General features: G+C 63.0%; 18 protein-coding genes and 1 pseudogene. 12 read left to right on the top strand and 7 right to left on the bottom strand.

Annotated elements, in window-relative coordinates:
• Positions 1 to 31 precede the first annotated feature (31 nt).
• Entirely contained in the window at positions 32 to 4,789 is a 4,758-nt protein-coding gene (locus GRS80_RS17650) for an LAGLIDADG family homing endonuclease (protein WP_160048697.1), read from the top strand.
• Positions 4,790 to 4,859: 70 nt separating this feature from the next.
• Here GRS80_RS17650 and GRS80_RS17655 read toward each other — a convergent pair whose 3' ends face one another.
• Positions 4,860 to 6,227 carry a divalent metal cation transporter gene (locus tag GRS80_RS17655; protein ID WP_160048698.1) on the bottom strand — a complete coding sequence of 456 codons (1,368 nt, stop codon included), beginning with the start codon at positions 6,225 to 6,227 and terminating at the stop codon, positions 4,860 to 4,862.
• Positions 6,228 to 6,425: 198 nt separating this feature from the next.
• Here GRS80_RS17655 and GRS80_RS17660 point away from each other — a divergent pair, with 198 nt between their 5' ends.
• Positions 6,426 to 7,223, top strand: coding sequence for a phytanoyl-CoA dioxygenase family protein (locus GRS80_RS17660; protein WP_200840417.1), 798 nt, complete (start codon positions 6,426 to 6,428; stop codon positions 7,221 to 7,223).
• Positions 7,224 to 7,588: 365 nt separating this feature from the next.
• Here GRS80_RS17660 and GRS80_RS17665 read toward each other — a convergent pair.
• Positions 7,589 to 7,700 (bottom strand): annotated as a pseudogene (locus GRS80_RS17665) (IS5/IS1182 family transposase); the annotation flags it as partial.
• Positions 7,701 to 7,838: 138 nt separating this feature from the next.
• Between GRS80_RS17665 and GRS80_RS17670 the strand changes: the two are divergent.
• Positions 7,839 to 8,861, top strand: a complete 1,023-nt coding sequence (locus GRS80_RS17670) for an A24 family peptidase C-terminal domain-containing protein (RefSeq protein ID WP_343161635.1) — start codon at positions 7,839 to 7,841, stop codon at positions 8,859 to 8,861.
• Here GRS80_RS17670 and GRS80_RS17675 read toward each other — a convergent pair.
• Positions 8,858 to 9,091, bottom strand: a complete 234-nt coding sequence (locus GRS80_RS17675) for a hypothetical protein (RefSeq protein ID WP_160048699.1) — start codon at positions 9,089 to 9,091, stop codon at positions 8,858 to 8,860. The genes GRS80_RS17670 and GRS80_RS17675 overlap by 4 nt on opposite strands.
• A complete protein-coding gene (locus GRS80_RS17680) occupies positions 9,088 to 9,507 on the bottom strand; it encodes an HIT family protein (protein WP_160048700.1) in 420 nt (139 codons plus the stop codon). The genes GRS80_RS17675 and GRS80_RS17680 overlap by 4 nt, the downstream gene beginning before the upstream one ends.
• Positions 9,508 to 9,711: 204 nt before the next feature.
• Here GRS80_RS17680 and GRS80_RS17685 point away from each other — a divergent pair, with 204 nt between their 5' ends.
• From GRS80_RS17685 to GRS80_RS17710, 6 genes are all read left to right on the top strand, one after another.
• Positions 9,712 to 10,908 (top strand): extracellular solute-binding protein, encoded by a 1,197-nt coding sequence (locus GRS80_RS17685; RefSeq protein WP_160048701.1) that lies wholly within the window; start codon positions 9,712 to 9,714, stop codon positions 10,906 to 10,908.
• Between the two features lie 16 nt (positions 10,909 to 10,924).
• Positions 10,925 to 11,836 (top strand): ABC transporter permease subunit, encoded by a 912-nt coding sequence (locus GRS80_RS17690; RefSeq protein ID WP_235019779.1) that lies wholly within the window; start codon positions 10,925 to 10,927, stop codon positions 11,834 to 11,836.
• Positions 11,833 to 12,708 carry an ABC transporter permease subunit gene (locus tag GRS80_RS17695; RefSeq protein WP_160048702.1) on the top strand — a complete coding sequence of 292 codons (876 nt, stop codon included), beginning with the start codon at positions 11,833 to 11,835 and terminating at the stop codon, positions 12,706 to 12,708. The genes GRS80_RS17690 and GRS80_RS17695 overlap by 4 nt, the downstream gene beginning before the upstream one ends.
• A gap of 33 nt (positions 12,709 to 12,741) precedes the next feature.
• Positions 12,742 to 13,764 (top strand): ABC transporter ATP-binding protein, encoded by a 1,023-nt coding sequence (locus GRS80_RS17700; protein WP_160048703.1) that lies wholly within the window; start codon positions 12,742 to 12,744, stop codon positions 13,762 to 13,764.
• Between the two features lie 130 nt (positions 13,765 to 13,894).
• A complete protein-coding gene (locus tag GRS80_RS17705; RefSeq protein WP_343161636.1) occupies positions 13,895 to 14,686 on the top strand; it encodes an HAD-IIA family hydrolase in 792 nt (263 codons plus the stop codon).
• A gap of 28 nt (positions 14,687 to 14,714) precedes the next feature.
• A complete protein-coding gene (locus GRS80_RS17710) occupies positions 14,715 to 15,971 on the top strand; it encodes an MgtC/SapB family protein (protein WP_160048704.1) in 1,257 nt (418 codons plus the stop codon).
• Positions 15,972 to 16,146: 175 nt separating this feature from the next.
• Here GRS80_RS17710 and GRS80_RS17715 read toward each other — a convergent pair whose 3' ends face one another.
• Complete coding sequence (locus tag GRS80_RS17715; RefSeq protein ID WP_160048705.1) at positions 16,147 to 16,902, bottom strand: metallophosphoesterase; 756 nt, start codon at positions 16,900 to 16,902, stop codon at positions 16,147 to 16,149.
• A 258-nt stretch (positions 16,903 to 17,160) separates the two neighbouring features.
• On the opposite strand from GRS80_RS17715, the gene GRS80_RS17720 reads away from it, so the two are divergent.
• From GRS80_RS17720 to GRS80_RS17730, 3 genes are all read left to right on the top strand, one after another.
• Entirely contained in the window at positions 17,161 to 17,946 is a 786-nt protein-coding gene (locus tag GRS80_RS17720) for an alpha/beta hydrolase (RefSeq protein ID WP_160048706.1), read from the top strand.
• Positions 17,947 to 18,045: 99 nt separating this feature from the next.
• On the top strand, positions 18,046 to 19,338 hold the full coding sequence (locus tag GRS80_RS17725) for an AMP-binding protein (RefSeq protein ID WP_343161637.1): 1,293 nt from the start codon (positions 18,046 to 18,048) through the stop codon (positions 19,336 to 19,338).
• 131 nt (positions 19,339 to 19,469) lie between these two features.
• The gene (locus tag GRS80_RS17730; RefSeq protein ID WP_160048707.1) at positions 19,470 to 20,249 is read left to right on the top strand and encodes a type 1 glutamine amidotransferase; all 780 of its coding nucleotides are present in this window, start codon (positions 19,470 to 19,472) and stop codon (positions 20,247 to 20,249) included.
• A 165-nt stretch (positions 20,250 to 20,414) separates the two neighbouring features.
• Here the strand turns inward: GRS80_RS17730 and GRS80_RS17735 are convergent, their stop codons facing one another.
• Both GRS80_RS17735 and thrC read right to left on the bottom strand, forming a co-directional pair.
• Positions 20,415 to 20,774, bottom strand: coding sequence for a hypothetical protein (locus GRS80_RS17735; protein ID WP_160048708.1), 360 nt, complete (start codon positions 20,772 to 20,774; stop codon positions 20,415 to 20,417).
• A 105-nt stretch (positions 20,775 to 20,879) separates the two neighbouring features.
• Positions 20,880 to 22,139: a threonine synthase gene (gene thrC / locus GRS80_RS17740; protein WP_160048709.1), complete on the bottom strand. Its 1,260-nt coding sequence runs from the start codon at positions 22,137 to 22,139 to the stop codon at positions 20,880 to 20,882.
• Positions 22,140 to 22,526: the final 387 nt, after the last annotated feature.

The raw sequence follows: 22,526 nt of genomic DNA on the forward strand, positions 1-22,526 counted from the left end.
TTATACGCGATGAGAGCCGTATACCACTGCAATGGCGCAAGCGGGAAATACGGAACTCGTCGACGCATTCGAGCAGTTCTTCCGCAACTACTACGACAACGAGATCAAACAGCTTGCGCAGCGATACCCGAACGAACAGCGGTCGCTCTCGATCGACTGGCAGGATCTCTACCGGTTCGATCCCGACCTCGCGGACGACTTCCTGAACCAGCCCGAACAGCTCCAGCGCTACGCGGAGGAGGCGCTTCGGCTGTACGACCTCCCGATCGACGTCAGTCTCGGGCAAGCCCACGTTCGAATTCAAAACCTTCCAGGGACCGAATCGCCGGAGATCAGGGAGATCCGCGCCCGCAACATGAACTCCCTCGTTCAGGTTCGTGGCATCGTTCGCAAGGCGACCGACGTCAGACCCAAAATCGAGGAGGCCGCCTTCGAGTGTCAGCTCTGTGGGACGCTCAACCGGATACCACAGTCGAGCGGCGACTTTCAGGAACCCCACGAGTGCCAGGGCTGTGAACGCCAGGGCCCGTTTCAGGTCAACTTCGACCAATCGGAGTTCGTCGACTCCCAGAAACTCCGCATCCAGGAGAGTCCCGAGGGACTGCGCGGCGGTGAGACTCCCCAGTCCCTCGACGTCCACATCGAAGACGACATCACCGGCGAGGTCACCCCCGGCGACAACGTCTCCGCCACCGGCGTCCTTCGCTTAGAGCAACAGGGAGACGGTCAGGACAAATCACCCGTCTTCGACTTCTACATGGAAGGGATGTCCGTCAAGGTCGAAGAAGAGCAGTTCGAGGACATGAACATCACCGATGAGGACAAAAAGCGGATCTACGAAATCTCGAACGAAGAGGTGGTTTATGACCGAATGATCGCCTCTATCGCCCCTTCGATCTACGGCTACGACCAGGAGAAACTCGCGATGATCCTCCAGCTCTTCTCCGGCGTGACGAAGCAGTTGCCCGACGGCTCGAGGATTCGTGGGGACTTACACATGCTCCTGATCGGGGATCCGGGTACCGGGAAGTGCGTTCGCGGCGATACGAAAGTCACACTCGCAGACGGGCGTGACGTCCCGATACGCGAAATCGTCGAGTCCAATCTCGAGGACCCGAAGCCGATCGACGACGGCTGGTGGGACGAAGTCGATCTCGAGGTACCATCCCTGCAAGACGATGGCTCGATTTCCCCCCAGCAGGCGACGAAAGTCTGGAAACGTGAGGCTCCCGAGCGAATGTATCGGATTCGAACCTCGAGCGGGCGGGAACTCGAAGTGACGCCATCACATCCGTTGTTCTGTCCGACTCCCGACAGTTTTCGGGCAGTTCGTGCCGACCGGCTGTCGACCGGCGATCGGGTCGCTGTCACGAACACGGGACGGAAACCCGTCTCCCAGCCAACCGCTACCGACGTACTGGCCGACGGTGGGGCGGTGATCGAACACCAGTCAACAGCCACCGATCGCATCGTTTCGATCCAAACGCTCGAGCCCGACTACGACTGGGTGTACGACCTCGAAATCGCTGGCACGCACAACTACGTCTCGAACGGCATCGTCTCGCACAACTCCCAGATGCTGGGGTACATCCAGAACATCGCCCCACGGTCCGTCTACACCTCCGGTAAGGGTTCGTCCTCGGCCGGTCTCTGCGTGACCGGAGACACGCTCGTCCACACCGAAGACGGCTTCCAGCGGATTCGAGACGTCGCCACCGAGCGCCTTCCGGAGCCGGTCGATGCCGAAACGGCAGTCGAGGACGAGGTCGATCTCTACACGTTCGATCGTGACAGCGGCTCGCTCGAGACGCGAGCGACGTCACACGTTTGGCGGATGCCGCCGAAACAGTGCCGTCGGATCGAGACGGCTCGAGGAAAGGAACTCGAAGCGTCACGAAATACGCCAGTGTTGACCTGTGGTGACGACGGCTTCGAGTGGAAACCGATCGCCGAGGTCGAAGCCGGCGAGTACGTCGCCGTCCCGGAGTACGACGACGTCGACCGTTCGACGCCACCGATCGAGGAGTATCTCGAGTTCACTAACGAGAAACTGAAGCTCGCCGACGAGTCGATCGTTCTCGTCCGACGTCGGCTCTGTGAGGAGTTCGGAACGCTCCGCGAAGCGGCTGCGGCGCTCGATTTCCCCGAGGGTTTCGTCTACGATACGATACGGAATCGACACATTCCACTGGATCGTCTCGAGCGAATCCTTGACGCGATCGATCTCGAACTCGACGACCTCTCGATCGATCGTGCAATGCTTCGTCACGGGGACAGCATCGAAATCCCCGACGAGTTCGACGACGATCTCTGCTATCTACTCGGACTCATCTTCGGCAATGGCGACATCATGCTCTCTCGACGCGGTGAGAATCGGGGACACGTTCGAATCTCCAACAGCGACGAGGCGATCCTGGAGCGCGCGATCGAAATCGTCGACGATACGTTCGACAAACGCCCCGAGATCGAGTATCAGGACGGCAAAGTCCCGTGTATCCGGATCCACAGCGCGACCATCGCCCGATTCGTCGCGAACGTCGGGATGGAGACACCGAAGGAGAACCTCGAACTCGATCCCGCGCTGACGACCTCGGAACACGTCGACACCTTCCTCCGTGGACTGATGGACGCGGATGGCTCCGTCTCCGCACGGACCGAGGGCGGCTCGAGCATCCACCTCTCGACGATCAGCGAGGAGTTTGCACGCCAGGTCCAACTCATGCTCGAGACGTACGGTGTCCGATCCCGCGTTCGTGAGCGCGATCGCCGTGGCGTCACCGTCCTCGAAAACGGTCAGGAGATCGAGTCACAGCACGTCCAGTATCATCTCGAGTGCTACGGTCGAGACATCGACCGATTCGCCGACGCGATCGGATTCGGCTGTCCGGAAAAACAGGCAGCGCTCGACGGTATCGTCGGCGATGCTGTCCGGCGCGGGGAGAAGATGCCGGTCGGCGGGGCGCTCGCGGCGGTCGACGCCGCCGCCGGCGAGTACTACATGAATATCAATCGGGGCGACAACCCGGGTCGCGAGCGAGCCAGACGGATGCTCGCCGACGTCGAACTCGGAGGGGCGGAACCGATCGTCGAAGAGGCAGTCGAAGCCGATCTGTGCTGGGACGAGGTCGTCGCCGCCGTCGATACCGGCGAGAAGGAAGTGTTCGACCTCACCGTCCCAGAGACACACAACTTCGTCGCAAACGGCGTCGTCACTCACAACACGGCTGCCGCCGTTCGCGACGACTTCGGTGATGGCCAGCAGTGGACGCTCGAGGCCGGTGCCCTGGTTCTCGCAGACCAGGGCATCGCAGCGGTTGACGAACTGGACAAGATGCGGTGTGTAACCGGTGACACACTCGTTGAATTAGCTGATGGCTCGAGCGTTCCAATCGGTGAAATTACTGAACAAGCAATAGAAGACGGTGAAATCGAATCTCTCGAGAACGGTCGAACGATCCGCGACGTCGACCTGACTGTCCGGACGATGACTGATTCGGGTGCGATCGTCGAACGGTCAGTTACTGCCGTTCATCAGTACGAAGCGCCCCCGGAATTGATCGAAGTCGTCACCGAAGACGGAGAGCAACTCCGCGCAACGCCAGATCATCCATTCTTCGTTCAAGAGAACGGATCGATCCTCGAGCGAAGCGCAGCGGACCTTGAGGTCGGTGATCAGACGCTTGCGCCACGTAACGGACCAGCCGCTGCAGCAGACGGCGGTGCTGTAACTGCTAGAACAGACGGCAATTCGAGCCTCCGTGACGTCGAACCGAAAGAGATAGTCGATATTCGACGGATCGGCGGAGCCGATTGGGAGCACGTCTACGATCTTACGGTAGAGGGCACGCACAACTTCATCGCGAACGGTATGATCGTCCACAACTCCGAGGATCGCTCCGCCATGCACGAAGCGCTCGAGCAGCAAAAGATATCCGTAAGCAAGGCCGGAATTAATGCAACTCTTCAATCCCGGTGTTCACTGCTCGGTGCGGCGAACCCCAAGTACGGCCGGTTCGACCAGTACGAGCCGATCGGCGAACAGATCGACTTGGAGCCGGCGCTGATCTCGCGGTTCGACCTGATTTTCACCGTCACGGACCAGCCTGACGAGGAAAAAGACAGGAATCTCGCCGAGCACATCCTCACGACCAACTACGCCGGCGAGTTGACGACCCAACGCGAGCACATGCCATCACTCGACGTGAGCCAGGACGAGATCGACGAGATGACCGAGACGGTCGATCCGGATATCGACGCCGAACTCCTGCGCAAGTACATCGCGTTCGCCAAGCAAAACTGCCACCCGCGGATGACCGAAGAGGCCCGCGAGACGATCCAGGAGTTCTACGTCGACCTGCGCTCGAAGGGGGCCGACGAGGACGCACCGGTGCCGGTGACGGCACGAAAACTCGAGGCGCTTGTCCGACTGTCGGAGGCCAGCGCTCGGGTTCGGCTCTCGGATACGGTCGAGCAGGCGGACGCCGAGCGGGTGATCGAGATCGTTCGCACCTGTCTCCAGGATATCGGTGTCGATCCCGAGACCGGCGAGTTCGACGCCGACATCGTCGAAGCGGGAACGTCGAAGTCCCAGCGCGACCGAATCAAGAATCTGAAAGGGCTGATCGGGGAGATCGAAGACGAGTACGACGACGGGGCGCCGGTCGACATCGTTCTCGAGCGCGCCGAAGATATCGGGATGGACCACTCGAAGGCCGAACACGAGATCGAGAAGTTAAAACAGAAAGGCGAGGTCTACGAGCCGAGTACGGATACGCTCCGGACGACCTGATCGCTCGTACCACCGGCTCTCGAGTCTTCGGCCGTATCGCACGTTCGAGCCGAGAGCGTTCGCGACCGAATTAGTCGAATCGTGTTCGGACGGCCAGTACGTACTTTCCGATCAATCCGGCCGTCGCGACGGTCATCACGACTGCGAACGTGACGACGAATCCCGACGTGGAGAGCGGATCGCTCGCGACGACCGTGAGTTCGTCGCGGACGAACGAACCGGCGGTGACCGCGGCGACGCCGACGAGGATCAGTCCGCCGACGTTCGCGAGCCGAGGGTTCGGCTCCGGAACCGCGTCCGGGTGGTTCAACAGATAGAGGACGACGACGAGTGCGAACGGCGTTCCGATCAGACCGAACGCGAGGACGAGCACGAGAAGCGGGAAGAACGCCCCCTCGAGGAACGCGCCGATCGCACCCGCGGCGGCGACGGCGACGATGGCGACTTTGAAACGGGCGTCGGAGACGTCGGCCTCCCAGCCGAATTTGTCGGCCAGGAGATACGGTGGGACGACGGTGTTCGCACCGAGCGTCGAGATCGCCGCCCCCCACAGTCCGAGCAAGAAGAGCCACTGTGCGTACTCACCGGCGAGTGGGCCGAGCGCCTCGGCGGCCGCAGCGGCGTCGAGTTCGGCTGCGACCAGATCCGGGGTGTGGAGGACGCTCGCCGCGACGAGGAAGGTTGCGAGGCTGAAGATGCCAAAGGCGACGAGCATCGATGCGCCGACGTCGAACAGCCCGAGGTCGTACTCCTCGCGCGTCCAGCCGCGGGCGCGCAGGGTGTAGGTGTGCATCGTCACGAGCGTGATGTGGACTGCGCCACCGAGGACGCCGGCGGCGATCAGAGCGCCGCTCAGCCCGTCGGGAATCACGGGAATCAGTCCGGTTGCAGCGGCCCCCGGATCGATCGGCACGACGAACACCGACGCGACGAACGCGAGGACGACGGCCGAGACGATCACCTTCGCGCCGAGTTCGGCGATCGAGTAGCCACCGACGGCTAACCCGATCGCGAGGATCGCCGCCCAGGCTATCCCCCAGAGACGGGCGTCGACACCGGTGATTGCGGCACTGACGTCAGCGAGCGTTTTCATGATCACGATCTGTGCGAGACCAGATGCGAGTACCGCGTCGATCACGAGCACCCAGGCCCAGAACTCGCCGATGTGCTCTTCGACGACGCCGACGATGCCCGCCTCGGTGAGTAATCCGAGCCGCATCGAGAGATACTGGGCCGTCGTTCCCAGTACCGCCGACGCGATGACGACCCACAACAGCGCGTACTCGAAGGCCGCACCGGCGGTGATGACACTCGCCATCGTCGCTGGACCGGCCGCGATCGCACCGGCGAGCCACGCCGGCCCCATCTTCGAGAGATATCGCCCGAGGGTTTCCCGCCTCGTCGCGGTCGATTCGTGTGAAACTCCTTCTGTCCCCATTAGATGGGGGACTCTTCCCGATACGTATAAACTGTTCCACTCCGTTGTACCACTCGAGTATACTCCGTCGGCGTCCCGCGGATACATGGCCACGTATCGGCCCCAGAATGCTTGCATGCGGCAAAGTCCCCCCGGATCTGGTCTCAATCGCCGGTCGAACCGAAACAATTACTCTGGAATACCACCGACAAGTATCCAGTGAGTTCGATCAGTACGTTGAGCGACGAGCAGTTCGAACAGTACCAGCGCCAGGGATACGTCGTCCTCGAGGACGCACTCTCGGCGGAGACGGTCGAGCGGGTACGGAGTCGACTCCGGGAGTACACCCACGGCGACCGCGAGCGCGAGGGGTTCACCTCGCAACTCGAGCCGGCGGTCGAACGCGGGGAGCGAGAGGTCGACGAGCGAGGCGACGCCGTCCGCAAGTTCGAGGGACTCGGAATGGTCGAGACCGACGACGTCTTCCGCGAGGTCGCGGAGAACGACTCGATCGTCTCGGCCGCCCAGGACCTGCTCGGCCCGAATCTCAAGCTGTTGCGAAGCGCCGCGATGTTCAAGCCGCCACAGGTCGGCAGCGAGAAGGGGTTTCACCAGGACGCCGCCTACTACCCGATCCAGCCGATGGACCACGTCACGGTCTGGATCGCCCTCGACGAGGCGACGCCCGAAAACGGCTGTATGACCGTCGTCCCCGGCGCACACAGGGACGGGCTCCTCGAGCACGAGGCCGTCGAGTACGACACCGACATCGTCATCCCCGGGTCCGAATACGACGACGAGGACCTCGTTCCCGTCCCGATGGAGGCCGGTGACGCGCTGTTCTCTCACTGTCTGTTGCCCCACTACACGGCACCGAACGAGACTGACCGGTGGCGACGGGCGCTCATCATGGCGTACATGAATTCACGCTCGCGGTTTACGCAAGACGAAGACGAGCGGCCGCCGTGGGTCGATTCGGTTCGGATCGCGGGTGAGGAGTTCCCCGGTTGCGTCTAATATCGATCGGGCACGCTGAACAGTCAGTAAAACAGATACAGCACGATCGGAGAGAGTAGCATATAGGTGAGCCCACCAATTCTCAGGCCGATAGCGATTCGTCGGTTCTCTTTCGGCAGAACCTCCAAAACTGCGAACAAAAGAACGAACGGGACGAAGACGGCGGTAAACGGGTAGTACAGTGGAGCGACCACAGTGTACAGTAGAGCCGCTCCCAGCCCAATCCAGGACCCCATCCCTCTCCGAGGCTCGTCGTAGATGCTCCGGTTCCACCAGTTCCTTGCCATTTCGTCGGCTGTCACGTACTCACAGTATCTATTTGATCCACAGTAAATGTATATAAGGATGTCATAGAACGCATCCCACACCGTGGTCACGGTACTTCCCGGATTGTCTCCACGCCCGTAGTTGGTGGTTGCGACGACAACGCGAAGGCACAGTGCAAGGAACACCCGCTCGTGCGTGAATGCGGCCTCGGTGAACGTCCGTGCCAGGGGCGCCAGTCCCTGACGAGGACGACGTTCGAGACGGACCGTCGTCCGTCGCGTCGTTCGCAAGCCCGGTCCCCGAACGCCAGCCGAAACAATAACGCCGCCGCGCTCGAGAGTGGGGGACGTGACGCTCGCTGGCACGTCGGTCGCGGCTCCGGACCTCCTGCGGCTCGTCGCGGTCCCCGTCTTCGCGTGGGTCGCGGTTCGTGACATCAAGACCCGTCGGGTCTCGAGTGGCGTCTGGATCCCGCTTGCGACCCTCGGCGGCGCGTTGATCGTCTGGGACGGCTGGCGCGCCTGGAACGCGGGCGGTTTCGTCTGGACTCACGAGTTTCTCCTTCCGGCCGCGATCAGCCTGGGGTTCGTCGTCCCAATCGCGTACCTGTTCTGGTGGTTCGGGGGCTTCGGCGGCGCAGACGCGAAGGCGCTGATGGTGCTGGCACTGCTGTTTCCGACGCTTCCGACGTACGCGATCGGCTCGTGGACGTTCCCGGTCGCGCCGACGCCCGTCGGCGCGCTCTCGTTTACCATCCTGACCAACGCCGTCGTCGTCGGGATCGCCATTCCGATCGTGCTGGCGATCCGCAACGCGGCGGCGGGACGGATCGCCCCCGTCATGTTCGTCGGCTGGCCGATCCCCTGGGATCGCGTGCCGACGACCCACGGGACGTTGCTCGAGACCCCCGCCGGGCTCACTCGCAGCGGACTCGACCTCGACGCCCTCCGGATGTACCTGCGCTGGCGCGGACTCTCCCTGGCGGAAATCCGCGAGTACCCGGATCAGTACCGCGATCCGTCGACGCTGCCCGAGCAACCGAATCCGCCAACGGACGGGGCCGTCACCGCCGAAGTGCGAGGCGACGGCGGGCGGGTGGAACTCGCCGAGGACGCAGCGAGTGCACTCGAAGATGCAGAGCGGGACGAAACACCATCGTACGAGGACCCGTGGGGTGCAGAAACGTTTCTCGCGGATATCGACGGGTCGGCCTACGGGACGAAACCGGACGAACTCCGGAACGGACTCGAGGTACTCGTGGAGGCCGAGAGGGTCTGGATCTCGCCGGGAACGCCGTTTCTCGTCCCGGTGTTCGTCGGAATGGTGATCGCGCTGGTGTACGGCGATCTGTTGATCGGAACGCTACTCTAAGACCAGCCGACCGTTCGCTCGTACAGCGGTACGAGCGCGGTCCAAAACAGGACGAACGACGCGCCGACGACGACGAGCGCGAGCCAGGGCGTTCCCGTTTCCGCAGGCGGCCCGGTCGTAAGCAACGCGAGGACGCCGACGAACAGAACGAAACAGACGAAGACGCTGCCGAGTTCGAGCGTCGTCGCCACGGGGTGGTCGCGAAACTGTGCGGCGAGATTGGCGATCATGCGCGGGTCTCGATCTCCTCGGCGATCGTGTCGAGTTCGTCGTCCGCGAGGTCCGGTTGATCACCCGCGATGGCGTGGATCGGGCCGCCGCCGTCGCCGGCAAAGCGCGGGACGAGATGGCAGTGAACGTGTGGCACCTCCTGGCCGGCGGCTTCGCCGTTGTTGAACGCGACCGTCGTCGCGTCGGCGTCGACCGCCTCCTCGACGGCCGGAACGAGCCGATGGACCGTTGCGTACAGCTCTGTCGCGATGTCCTCCGGAACGTCGTTCAGCCGCTCGTACTCGTCTTTGGGGATCACCAGCGTGTGTCCCGGTGCAAGGGGGTTGACGTCGAGAAAAGCGACCGTCGACTCGTCTTCGTATACGATTCTCGCGGGGATCTCACCCTCGACGATCTGACTGAAGATCGTGCTCATAGCCGTGTGTGTGTCGGCCCGCGGTAAGAAGGTTACTCGAGGTCGTTCCCTCGGAAAGGGATAGATGCGGGTTCGATCGGGTGATTCGTCGTACCGCTTTCGTTCAGTCACCGAGTATATTGAATATATATCTCTATATAGGACAACAGTGAGAACAATTCACATTCGTAAAATTTATACCCCACGAGCGATTCTGTCGGGAGTATGTCGTACGATCGTGAGAACACGAGACGGACTGTCTTAAAAGGTGCAGGGGCGGCTGGCCTCGCAGCGCTCGCCGGCTGTACCGGTGACGGAAACGGTGGAAACGGTGGAAACGGTGGAAACGGCGGAAACGGCGGAAACGGTGGAAACGGCGGAAGTGAGGAAACCTTCGAGGTCGGCTACGGCGACTACCAGACGACGATCAGCGAGAGCGATTTCCCCGACGAACTGTACATCTACTGCGTCCAGACGGGATGGTCGAACTGGGACGCCATCATGGAACAGTTCCAGGACCGCTACGGCGTTCCCCTCCACGACGACCAGCGGTCGTCCGGTGAAGCGGTGACGCACATCCGATCGAACGCACAGAATCCAACCCACTCTGCGTACAACGGCGGATACTCGTTCGGGATCGAAGTGATGGATGACGGGTTCTTGACCCCGTACAAACCGGCAAACTGGGACGCGGTTCCCGAGGAGCTGAAGACCGAGGACGGCCAGTTGACGTCGACGCGACAGATGACGACGGCTGTGACGTACCGTCCTGACGTTTACGAGGAACGCGGCGTCGAGCCGCCGGAGACGTGGGAAGATCTCAAACACCCCGATATCGCACAGGACCTCGCCTTTACGCCGCCACACACTGCCAACGGCCTCGCCTCGGCGCTGTCGGTCAACAATGCATACGGTGGCGATCTCGACAACGTCGATCCACTCATCGAGTACCACGAGGAGATCGAAGAACACGGGGCCGATTTCCGCCGGAACGTCGAGGGTGACTTCACGAGTGGGGAGATCTCGACGGTCATCGAGTACGACTACACCGGCCTCAATCTCAAGTACAACGTCGACGAACTCGACGAGGATCAGGTCGACATCGCGATCCTCCCGGGACCGAACGGTGAAGCTGGTGCGATGAACGTCCCGTACGGGTTCGGGCTGCTCGAGGGCGCCCCGAACCCCGATACCGCGAAGCTATTCATGGACTTTGTCCTCTCGCTCGAGGGACAGGAGCTGTTCTTCGACGCCTACGTGCGACCGATCCGGGCGGACGAACTCGACCAGCCCGAGGAGTTCCCCGACCAGTCGGAGTACGACGAGGCCGAGTTCGCGCTCGATCAGCTAGAACTGGTCGAGAGACAGGACGAGATTATCGACGAGATCATGGATCGGACGCCGCTTCCCGGTGCACAGTAACCTCGACTCAGTGGTTATGAGTTCACAAACACACGAGACAGAGACGTTTACCGCGGTCGCGACGGCACTGATACGCCCCGAAACCGAACAGGAACGAGAGCGGCGGCGCATCGTCGTGATGTGTCTGCCGTTTTTCGTCCTCGCGACGTTCGCCGCGTTCATCCCGCTCGTCGTGATGGCTCGGATGAGCGTCTCGGCTGACCAGTTCGAGAACTCCGGGTTCTCGATGGAGGCGTGGTACACGCTCGCGACCGAATCTGTCTATCTCACCGTCGCGTGGAACACCCTCTGGTTCGCGACGCTGGCCACGGTTGCCAGTGTCATCTTCGGAGTCGGCATCTCTCATGCCTTGGAGAAGTACGAGTTCCCGTTCAAGGGCTTCGTCGTCTCGATGATCTCGTTTCCGATTGCGCTTCCCGGGATCGTCGTGGCGTTCATGATCATCGTATTGCTGGGTCGACAGGGGCTGCTTACACACACGGTCGCTTTCTTCACCGGTGGCTCGCCACTTGACATCGCGGTGGCGACGACGGTGTTCGGGCTGTTCTGTGGCTACGTCTACTCGCTGATCCCGCGATCGACGATGGTGCTCCGTGGGACATACACCGAGGTCAATACGGACGCCGAGGAGGCAGCCCGCGCGCTCGGTGCCGGCTCGTTGCGGACGTTCTATCACGTCACGCTGCCCGAAATTCGACCCGGCGTCGTCGCGGCGTTTATTTTGACGTTCCGATCGGCGCTCGCCATCTTCGGGACCGTGCTTGTACTCCAGAGTCTGAACGTCGCCACACTCAGGATCGATCGTGAGATCGCCGTCGGCTTCAACAGCCAGGTCGCGGGTGCGATCGGACTGATCTACTTCGTGTTCATCCTCGCGTTTACGTTCGTGAGTCTGCGGTTCACCGAAACGGATGTGGTCGAGATATGAGCGGAGACATTCACGATGCGGAGGGTGGACGAGGGATCGTCGCGCGAATCGACCGACTGATCGCCGGCCCGACGGCAAAGGCCGTCGTCCTGGGGATGATGGCGTTCGTGCTCCTGTTGTTGATGGTGCCGATCGTGTTCACGTTCGTCGCCTCCTTTGCGGAGTCGGCCGCAGGAGCACTCCCCAGCGGGTTTGTCACGCTTGACAACTGGCGGACTGTCCTCGGCCTCGGTGACTACGGCGTCCAGACGAGCGTCGGTCCGGGACTCGCGTTCAGCGCGATGCTCGCGACCGGCGGGATGGTGCTGAACATCATTATCGGCGTGCCGATCGCATACGCGCTTACCAGATACAACTTCTTCGCGCGAGACTGGATCAACGCGATCGCGATCCTTCCGCTCGTCCCCGGTATCATCCTCGGTGTCGCGTTCCTCCGGACGTACCCCGAGAACGCGGGGTCGGCGCTCGGATTGATCGTCGGCTACGCGCTGTTGAAGTCGCCGTATATGGTGCTGACCGTACAGAGTTCCTTCCAGTCGATGGATCTCCAGCAGTTAGAGGAGAGCTCTCGATCGCTCGGCGCGTCGTGGCCCCGGACGTTCCTAACGGTCATCGTCCCGAACGCAAAAGACGGGATCATCGCCGGGAGTATCATCTGTTGGACGCTCGCCGCCGCCGAGTTCAACTTCACGTACATGGTGTACGCGCGAGGTCCGCGACCGTTCTCGCTGTTCCTGTTCGAGAACATCTCGAACGCGCCGTACCTCCAGTCGGCGGCCGCGATCTCGGTGTACTTCCTGATCGTGGTCGCGGCGATTACGGTCCTGCAGTTGGTCGGGAATCGCGGGTTCAGCACTTCGTCCGACCGCTAACTCATCGAACAACAACATATTTCACACGAACACATGGCAGAAGTCACACTCGAAAAACTCCACAAACGATACGGAGACGAAACTGCAGTAGAATCGCTCGATTTCACCGTCCACGACGGCGAGACGCTCGGCGTCGTCGGGCCGTCAGGATGTGGAAAGACGACAACGTTGCGGATGATCGCTGGGTTCGAGACACCGACCGACGGTGTCGTTCGGTTCGACGGCGAGGATGTCACCCACGTTCCCCCCGAGAAACGAAACGTCGGACTGGTGTTCCAGTCGTACGCGCTGTTTAACAACATGAGTGTCCTCGCCAACGTCGCCTTCGGGTTGAAGATGCAAGGCGTCGGAAAGGAAGAGCGACGCGAACGCGCACAGGAACTGCTGGATATGCTCGGGATCGGCGACCTCGGCGATCGACCGCCCGAGAGCCTCTCTGGCGGCCAACAACAACGCGTTGGGCTCGCACGCGCACTCGCGATCGAACCCGATATCCTCCTCCTTGACGAGCCGATGACCGGCCTCGACGCGAAGCTCAAGACGCGTCTGCGCACCGAAATGAGCAATTTGCTCGAGGAACTCGGCGTCACCGCTCTCTACGTCACCCACGACCAGGAGGAGGCGATGGCGATGTGCGACCGGATCGCGGTGCTCAACGACGGTCACATCGAACAGATCGGAACGCCCGACACCGTTTACGAACAGCCCGCGAACACGTTCGTCGCGAACTTCATCGGCACCTCGAACGTTCTTCGGGGGAAAGCAAACGGAGACAGTGTCGACCTTGGGTTTACCCGTGTCGAGGACGAACGACTCGAGTCGATCGACGGCGAAGCAACGCTCATCGCCCGCCCGGAGGCGTTCGACGTCGACGATAACGGCTTCGAGGCCCGGGTCCGGGACGTCCACTATCTCGGGGAACGAATCCAGGCGACGGCCGAACTCCCGGACGGAACCGAGCTAACCCTCAAGTTCGACTCGTTCGACCGGCGAGTTTCGACCGATGACGTGGTCTCGCTCGCGCTGGACCTCGAGGACGTCCACGTGGTCGACTAACTCCAGTAAAAAGAGATGAGTGTACAAACGGGAACACGACGGATCGGCGGTTCGACGCGGCCGAGCAGTCGCGTCGATGATCGTCCGAACGGGGACGCAGCGTCACCGAGTCGAACGCGGGTGACCGACGGTGTCTGAGCCGGCACTCGGTGGAGCGCTCGTCGACATCGACGGGACGGTCTTCCGAGGAAGCGAGCCGATCGCCGGCGCTCCGGACGGTATCGAGACTCTACGGGAAGCGAATATCAGACCCGTGTTCCTCTCGAACAACGCGACGAAACGTCCGTCGACGTACGCCGAAATCCTCGACGAGGCGGGGATCCCGACCGAACAGGCGTCCGTGCTCAACGCCGCCGGCATCGCGGCCGCGTACCTCGGCCGCCATCATCCCGACGACGGGGTATACCTGATCGGCGAACCCGCGCTTCGGGCGGAACTCGAGGCCGCGGACGTGAGCCTGGTTGCGGACCCGACGCGAGCCGACGTCGTCCTCGCCTCGACCGATCGGTCCTTCGACTACGGAACGCTCGAAGACGTCCTGGCCGCCGACGAGGCAGGCGGCATCACGGTCTACGCCACGAACCCCGACCGGACGGTCCCCACGGAAACCGGCGAGCGCCCGGACTGCGGACCGATAATCGGTGCGATCGAGGGACTCCTCGGCAGGGAGGTCGATCGCGTTCTCGGCAAGCCCTCAAAGGTGACGGTCGAGGTGGCTCTCGAACGACTCGGTCTCAGGGTCGAAGAGTGTGTGATGATCGGTGACCGATTGGACACCGACGTTCGAATGGGCGAGCGCGCCGGAATGCGAACCGTTCTCGTCCGATCCGGCGTGACGGACGACGACGCGCTCGCGGCGTCAGAGCTCGAACCGGATCACGTAATCGACTCGCTTGGCGACATCGGGAGGGACCTGATATGACCGTACTCTCCGGGGGAGATTCGTCGTGATGGCGACCGGCATCGAGAACGCGCTGTTGACCGAGATCGATACGACGGTCGCCAACCTCGTCATCGCGACGCTTCTCGGGCTCTTTCTGGGCCTCGAGCGCGAGTGGTCACAGAAGACCGCGGGCATTCGGACGTTCGCGCTGATCAGTCTGCTCGGTGCCGTCTTCGTCGTCGTCGACTACGAGGGGTTGCTCCTCATCGGCGGTGTCCTGATCATCGCACATGCCGTGTTGCTCGCGGTTCGAACCTTCCTCCAGGAGGAACACGAGGGGCTCTCGTTGACGACGTCGGTCTCGATGTTGGTCGCCTACAGCATCGGCGTCCTCGTCGGTCTCGAGTTCTACATCGAGGCGGTTACCGTCGCCGTCATGTCCTCGCTGTTGCTCGTCTTGAAACGCGAACTCCACGAGTTCGCGTGGGGGCTGTCGAAAGAGGAGGTCCGATCTGCGACCGAGTTCGTTATTCTCGCGTTCGTCATCTACCCCCTCCTGCCCGACGAGACGATGGGGCCATGGGACGCGATCCAGCCACGGGTCATCTGGACCCTGGTGATCGCGATCAGCGCCATCGGCTTCGTCAACTACATTCTCGTCAAACGCTACGAGGGACGAGGAATCGCATTCACCGGCTTCTTCGGCGGCCTCGTCAACTCGACGGCCGTCATCGCCGAGATGGCCAAACGCGCCACCCGTGATCCGTCGCTGACCGGTCTCGCCGTCGGCGCAATCTTGCTCGCGAACGCGGCGATGGCGCTTCGAAATGCCCTCGTCGTCGCCGTGTTCATCCCCTCGGAAATCGTGACCGTCGGCTTACCGCTCGGCGCGATCGCGGTCACCGGCGTCGTCCTCTCGATGATCACGAGCGACTGGGGGGCGGATCTCGAGACGGACCTTCAGTCACCCTTTAGTCTACGAAACGCGCTGACGTTCGGCGCGCTGTTTCTGGTCGTCCTCCTGGCGTCGGCGGGAGCCCAGGAGTTCCTGGGTGCGGGCGGATTTATCGCCACGACGTTCTTCGCCGGACTCGTCTCCTCCGGAACGGCGGCGACGACGGCGGTCACCCTCGTCAGCACCGGCCAGATAACTCCCGAGACAGGGGTGCTCGGCGTCATCGCCGGAACGACCGCCTCGATCTGCGTGAAAGTGTTTTTCGCCGCAACCATCGAACGGTCGCTGATCAAACCCGTCGTAATCTACAACTTCGTGCTCATCTGCGTCGGCGTCGGCTTCGGTGTCGTCTCGATTTTCGTCCTGTGATACGGTTTGCTGTACCGATTTACCGGTACAACCACAGGACGTGTCGCGATCGCATCGGAAATATCTTCAGCAGTCCGGATAACCGCTCGAGACCACACCGACTACCAGCCTCCGTATTTCGTCGTTTCGTCCGACCTGTGCCAGTTCTCCCTCGATTCGTTCGATAGAGTCGATCTCAGAACTCGTAGCGTCTGACGAGTTCGTCGTCGACCTTGACCGTGACGTCGACGGTGTCGTCGATCACGACCTCGGCGTACGTGCCGGTGATCGGCTTCTCCCTGGTCTCCTTGCTGAAGGCGTTGAGTGTGACGTGTTCGATCCCGCGATAGTTCGTGAGAACGTTCTCGTGGGTGTGACCGTTGATCGTTCCTTTGACCAGTTTCGGGTCCAGTGCGTCGGTCACCCGCTTTTTGTTTCCGCAAAACGCCCGTTCCGGATAGGTCGACCACCAGTAGGAGTTCGAAACGTCGTAGTAGTGGATCGGATGGTGGACGAAGATCGTAAACGGCTCTCCCTCAGCCGACTCCTCGCGGAGCATCGCGAGCTGGTCGTCGCTCACCTCGCCGCGCGCACCGTCGAGCCACGGCGACGACGTGTTCAGGAAGACCAGTTTCTCGTCGCCGATCCGCTGGGTTCCCCACAGTTCGTTGCCAAATACCTCCTCGAGCCGGTCGTGTGTGAGCGTCTCGGAGTCGTGGTTACCGGCGAGAAATCGGACAGGACAGTCGAACGCGAGCGTTTCGGCGACGAGTTCGATGTGTTCGACGTCGGTCCGCTCGTCTTCCTCCTCGATGACGTCGCCGAGGGCGACGACCAGGTCCGGATCGAACCGCCGGAGATGCGAGACGGTCGACTCGAGGAGATCTCGAATGTCGGATCGATGGGCGCTTCGCATGTGAATGTCGGGAATTACGCCAATACGCGCTGTCATGTCACATCGTGTCGTGGAGAGGAGGATCAACCCTTCGATCGATCTCTCCGATCGACGCCGGGAGTCCGGAGTCACGCCCCATGGAACGATTCCGAGCTCTTCGAACACTCGCATGGTTTCGCCCTCAAGCGACGGGGCTTCCCGCTTCTACGACACAAATACTCGCGGCGAGTGGCCGTCGTTCGTGCCGGTTCTGGGCGCGTTCTACGGTCGGACCAAACCGAAACCGTCGTCTCGCTCCGTCCGGTCGTCTCGAGTATGCCGACTGCCACGAACGGCTCCGTCTCGTTGTACTACGACCGCGAGGGAGACGGCGACCCCGTCGTTTTCGTTCCCGAGGCCGGCCTCGGCGGCTGGTCGTGGGGCTGGCAACACGCCGGTCTCGCCGGCCCCTACGAGGCGATCGTCTGGGATCTCCGGGGCACCGGTCGCTCCGACGCCCCGCGCGGCCCTTACTCCCTCGAAGACCTCGTCGCCGACCTCGAGGCGGTGCTTGCCGATTGCGGCGTCCGAAACGCCCACCTCGTCGGCTGCGGCCTCGGCGGTGCGATTGCCCTGCGGGCCGCCCGGACCTCGAGTCGCGTCGCGACGCTCTCGCTCTTTGGCACCGCGGCCGAGGAACCCGCGTTCGACCTCGAACCGCTGTTCGCACCGCCGGACGACCGCGAGGCGCTTCACGATTCGCTCTCGGCGGGGCTCTCGGCCGACTTCCGGGAGTCCCACCCCGACGTCTGTGAGGGAATCGTCGACTGGCGGGTCGACGGCGACGCCGACCGCGCGGGCTGGGAGGCCCAGGTCGCGGCGCTCGAGGGGGTCGACGCGACCGACTCGCTGACCGACGTGACGCAGCCGACCCGCGTCTTCCACGGCACCGAAGACGACCTCGTCCCCGTCTCCGCAGGCGAAGACCTCGCGAGAGGACTCCCACGGGGCGAGTTCGTTCCCCTCGAGGGGGCGGGCCACCTCGCGTTCGTCGAACAGTCGCGCGCGGTGAACGATCTACTCGCGGGCTTTCTCGAGGCCCAATCGGGGGATACCCCGTAGCGGTTCTGTTCGGTTCGTCACCAAAATGCGCTTGTATTCGGCCCCATCCTTGCGAGCGAGCGCCGACAGCCTACGGACTCGAGCGTCGTACCGCTCTTCGTGACCCTCTCGCTGGCTCGACGGGCCGAGCGGTTTCCCGACCGGACGGCGGTCGTCGACATCTCCGAGGAGCGGCTGGACGCGCCCGACGAGATCACCCACGAGGAGTCCGTCTCCTACGGCGAACTCTCCCGGCTGGCGGACGACCTCGCGAACCGCCTCTCGGCGCTCGGCGTCGACCCCGGCGACACCGTCTGTCTGGTGACGCGAAACCGGGTCGTCTCGCTCGGTCTGCTGTTCGCCTGCCGGCGCCTCGGCGCGACGTTCGTGCCGATTTCGCACCTGCTGACCCCGGTGACGGTCGAACGCCCGTTCGAGGTGCTCGAGCCCGCACTCGTGGTCGCCGAGTCCGCCCAGCGCGATCTCGTGCGATCGATTCCGTTCGACCGCCCCGTGACGCTCGAGCAGTTGGCGGACGTCGACCCCGGCGACGCTGGGGGCGATTCGACCGCCCCACGGTCCGAAGACGAATTGCGCCCAGGACTGGAATCCGACGCTCGAGACCGGCCTCTCCTGGCGCTCCACGCCGAGGAGGGACGGCCGATTGCGACGTTTACCGAGCGCACCCTCGAGTGGAACTGCATCTCGGCGCTCGTCGCGTGGGGGCTCTCGAGCGAGGACGTCGCACCGCTGGTTACGCCGCTTTCCGTCCCCGATAGCCTCCTCCGAGTCGCGCTCCCGATACTGTACGTCGGCGGGCGACTCCTGCTCGACCGAGCGTTCGACCCTGGTGATGCGCTAACCGCGATCGAAGGCGAGAACGCGACGGTGCTCGCCGGCCGAAAGATCGCGTTTCGAAATCTCGCCGCGGAGACGTCGTTCGCCACCGCCGTCGACTCGCTCGAGCTGGCGATTCCCGATCGATCCGTCTCGGCCGAAATTCTCGAGCCCTATCGCGATCGCGGGATCCATATCTCTCGAGCGTACGGCCGACTCGAGTGTCCGACCGGGCTCTGCCAGCCCACGGATGCGATCTCCTCGCTTCGGGACGATCTCCCTACCGATGCCGGAGAGATCGGACTCCCGCTTCCCGACTGCCGTGTCCGGCTGGTCGATGGGCACGGTGACGTCCTTGAGAGCGCTACGACGGGACGGCTTCAGGTGTCCGGACCGGTCGTCGCGGACGGCTACGTAAATGCTGCCGATTTTGTCGACGACGAGGTCGACGTCGCTGCTGACGCGGATCCGACCCGGGCGGACCCCGACGTCGAGGCCGGCCGGTTCGTCGACGGCTGGTTCGACACCGGTGAGACGGCCCATCGCGACGATCGAGGGTACTACACACTCGAGTAGGATCTCCGGATTCGCCAGCTCGAGCGCGCACTGGGATCGAACCGCCTCGACCGTGGGAGCGTCGTCCGCGCTCGCGGCAACGTCCGCGACGTGCGGAAAGGCTATCAGTCCGCGGTGGCCAGTAGCCGACGATGAGTCAACTGCGTATCGCCGTCCTGAACGCAACCCAGCGGGACGACAACACGACGCGGAACTTCCGGCGCGAACTCGACGCCTCGCTGTCGGAGTTCGACGTCACCGATGGCTCGCTTCCCGACGGATACGAGTTCGACGGTGCCGTCGTCACCGGTTCGCGGACGTCCGTCTACTGGGACGAGCCCTGGATCGAGACGACCAAGCAGTGGGTCGCCGAGGCGACCGACCGCGGGGTTCCGTTTCTCGGCGTCTGTTGGGGTCACCAGCTACTCGCCGACGTTCTCGGGGGGACGGTCGAGGACATGGGCGTCTACGAGGTCGGCTACAGCCAAATCGAGCGAACGGCAGTCGATTCCTCGCGGCTCCTCGAGGGCATCGCCGAGGAGTTTACTGCCTTTACGAGCCACTCCGACGCGGTAACGGAGCTTCCGCCCGGTTCGACGCCGCTGGCGGAAAACGAGTACTCGAACCACGGGTTTCGCAAGGACCGCGTCTTCGGCGTCCAGTTTCATCCCGAGTACGACCGCAAGACCGCCCGCGAACTCGTCCATCGGAAAGAGCTCACCGACGAGCGTCGCGACTCGATACTCGCGGCGATCACCGCGGAGAACTACCGTGCGGCCTGCGAGGCAAAGCTCGTCTTCGATAACTTCCTCGAGTTCGTCCGTGAGGATGGTGTGACTGCGCGCGCGACGAACGCGGATGCGGAGACGGCCACGAAGAGTACCGAGGGGGCTTCGACGGAGTCGCGTGCGAGCGTCGGCGGCTCGGACTGATACGGTCCGTTGTCGTTCTTTACCGGTGATCGACGTTCCCGTCGGAGCGATCACCGGTAAAACGCTACAACAATCCGTATGAGACGGGCTGTCGTAAACCGGTTTCCGCCCACCCGCGATACGTCCGCGGGCGGACCGGAAACTCACCGCAGTAACCCGTATAACTCAGCGCCAACCGTCGAGCAGTCGCCCGAGCGGGCCCTCGGACGGCTGGTCCCCGTCCTGACTGCTCGCGTCCGCTCGCCAGTTCTCGAGGATTCGTTCGTACTGCTCGATGACGTCCTGTCGTCGCCGTTCACTCGCCTCGAGTTCGGACTCGAGGGCGGCGACTCTGGTACGGAGATACGTTCGTTCGATCCGGGCGGGGAGCGACTCCCCCGAATCGGCGGCCTGGCCCGACGCCGCCGGTTCGGTGCTCGTGTTCGACGTGCTGGATTGGAATGCGAACTCGACGCCCGACCGCGGATCGAGTGTCTGTTCGGTCCTGGAGGGAGTATCGTCAGCGGGCTGTTGCTCGGCGGACATGAGCCGAAAACTGATACGACGTAGACGGGCAAAAAGCTCAGTCAGTCGGGCGTCAGACTGTCTGACGTGGGTCGTGCGTCCGTCGTTCGAGTTCGAATTCGGATTTCAGGATCGCAGGTGCTCGAGAACGCCCTCCGTATCGGCCGGCACCGGCTCCGGATCGTTGCCCGCGGCGGCGGCCGCGTCTGGGTCCTTGAGCAGGTGGCCCGTCGTCAGGCAGGCGACGCGCTCGTCGTCGCCGACGATTCCTTCGGTGCGTAGCTTTCGCAGGCCGGCGACGGACGCTGCGGAGGCCGGCTCGACGCCGATTCCTTCACCGGCGAGATCGCGCTGTGCGTCGGTGATCTCCTCGTCCGTGACCGAGATCGCGGTGCCGCCGGTCTCGCGGATGCCGGGGAGGGCCTTCGGCGCGTTGACCGGGTTGCCGATCCGGATCGCCGTCGCGCGCGTCTCGACATCGTCCCAGCGCCGTACCTCGTCTGCGCCGTTTTCGATCGCTTCGACCATCGGCGCGGCACCCTCGGCCTGGACACCGGTCAGTTTGGGCACCTCGCTCTCCGCGAGTTCGCCCGCCTGGACGAGTTCGCGAAACGCCTTGTACAGCGCCGAGGTGTTGCCCGCGTTGCCGACCGGGAGGACGATCCGGTCGGGAACGGCGTCGTAATCTGCGAGGAATCCTTCGAGGATCTCGAGGCCGATCGTCTTCTGGCCCTCGAGTCGGAACGGGTTCAGTGAGTTCAGCAGGTAGGCCTCGCCGCCTGCGGCGAGTTCCTGGACGATGTCCAGACAGGCGTCGAAGTTGCCGTCGACCTCGAGGATTCGCGCGCCATGCAAACTGGCCTGGGCGATCTTGCCCGCCGCAACCTTGCCGGCCGGTAACAGAACGAGCGTCTCCATCCCGCCGCGAGAGCCGTAGGCGGCGAGGGCGGCGCTCGTGTTTCCGGTCGATGCACAGGCGAGTCGGTCGACGCCGAGTTCCTTCGCGACGGCGACGCCGACGGTCATGCCCCGATCCTTGAACGACCCCGTCGGGTTCATTCCCTCGTGTTTGATCCGTAAGGCCTCGACGCCGACCGACTCCTCGAGTCGGGGAACTTCGTACAGCGGCGTCGCACCCTCCTGGGTCGTGACGCCTTCGGAGAGCGGGAGCGCGTCCGCGTAGCGCCAGACGCCCTCGCCCTCGAAGTCGTCGAACGTCGGGAGGTCGGTGTAGCGAACCTCGAGCAGTCCGTCACACTCGTCGCAGGTGTAGCGGACGTCCTCGAACGGTGGGAAGGTTTCGCCACACTCGATACACTCGAGCCAGACGCCGTCGTCGGCGTCGTCGGGGACCGCCGGTTTCTCGGCGGAGAGACTGAGACTCATTATCAGCCGAGAGGGAGGCGAGGGAGAAAAAGTGCGTGGATTGGGCGGCGAGCGCCGTCCCGTCTGATCTGCCCTGCCACGATTGTGTCCCACCCGATCCGCCCTGTCACGACTGTACCTCGCCCGTGATGGGGATCGACAGACCTGCGCGGCGATCCCTCTCATGCAGTTGTTGTCGGCGATTTTCAGCGATCGATACCCCCGTTTCGCTCGCTCACGCGACGATCAGCGCGATCATTGCCGCTGGCCCCGCCAACAGCAAGATTGCGGCGACGACGATTCTGAGCCACATGCGTTCGCCCCTATCCGAACGGGTCATATAACCACGAACGACCGTTCGGTTCGCTGAACGGAACCCGTCGAAACGAAATTGAGAATTTATGGGCG

Source organism: Natrialba sp. INN-245 (genome assembly GCF_009807105.1).
Taxonomy (GTDB): Archaea; Halobacteriota; Halobacteria; order Halobacteriales; family Natrialbaceae; genus Natrarchaeobius; species Natrarchaeobius swarupiae.

What these genes read in the sequence shown, in the direction of transcription:
- GRS80_RS17650 (WP_160048697.1), top strand. Translation starts at nt 32, where the DNA reads ATGGCGCAAGCGGGAAATACGGAACTCGTCGACGCATTCGAGCAGTTC.
- GRS80_RS17655 (WP_160048698.1), bottom strand. Translation starts at nt 6,227, where the DNA reads ATGGGGACAGAAGGAGTTTCACACGAATCGACCGCGACGAGGCGGGAA.
- GRS80_RS17675 (WP_160048699.1), bottom strand. Translation starts at nt 9,091, where the DNA reads ATGATCGCCAATCTCGCCGCACAGTTTCGCGACCACCCCGTGGCGACG.
- GRS80_RS17680 (WP_160048700.1), bottom strand. Translation starts at nt 9,507, where the DNA reads ATGAGCACGATCTTCAGTCAGATCGTCGAGGGTGAGATCCCCGCGAGA.
- GRS80_RS17685 (WP_160048701.1), top strand. Translation starts at nt 9,712, where the DNA reads ATGTCGTACGATCGTGAGAACACGAGACGGACTGTCTTAAAAGGTGCA.
- GRS80_RS17690 (WP_235019779.1), top strand. Translation starts at nt 10,925, where the DNA reads ATGAGTTCACAAACACACGAGACAGAGACGTTTACCGCGGTCGCGACG.
- GRS80_RS17695 (WP_160048702.1), top strand. Translation starts at nt 11,833, where the DNA reads ATGAGCGGAGACATTCACGATGCGGAGGGTGGACGAGGGATCGTCGCG.
- GRS80_RS17700 (WP_160048703.1), top strand. Translation starts at nt 12,742, where the DNA reads ATGGCAGAAGTCACACTCGAAAAACTCCACAAACGATACGGAGACGAA.
- GRS80_RS17710 (WP_160048704.1), top strand. Translation starts at nt 14,715, where the DNA reads ATGGCGACCGGCATCGAGAACGCGCTGTTGACCGAGATCGATACGACG.
- GRS80_RS17715 (WP_160048705.1), bottom strand. Translation starts at nt 16,902, where the DNA reads ATGACAGCGCGTATTGGCGTAATTCCCGACATTCACATGCGAAGCGCC.
- GRS80_RS17720 (WP_160048706.1), top strand. Translation starts at nt 17,161, where the DNA reads ATGCCGACTGCCACGAACGGCTCCGTCTCGTTGTACTACGACCGCGAG.
- GRS80_RS17730 (WP_160048707.1), top strand. Translation starts at nt 19,470, where the DNA reads ATGAGTCAACTGCGTATCGCCGTCCTGAACGCAACCCAGCGGGACGAC.
- GRS80_RS17735 (WP_160048708.1), bottom strand. Translation starts at nt 20,774, where the DNA reads ATGTCCGCCGAGCAACAGCCCGCTGACGATACTCCCTCCAGGACCGAA.
- thrC (WP_160048709.1), bottom strand. Translation starts at nt 22,139, where the DNA reads ATGAGTCTCAGTCTCTCCGCCGAGAAACCGGCGGTCCCCGACGACGCC.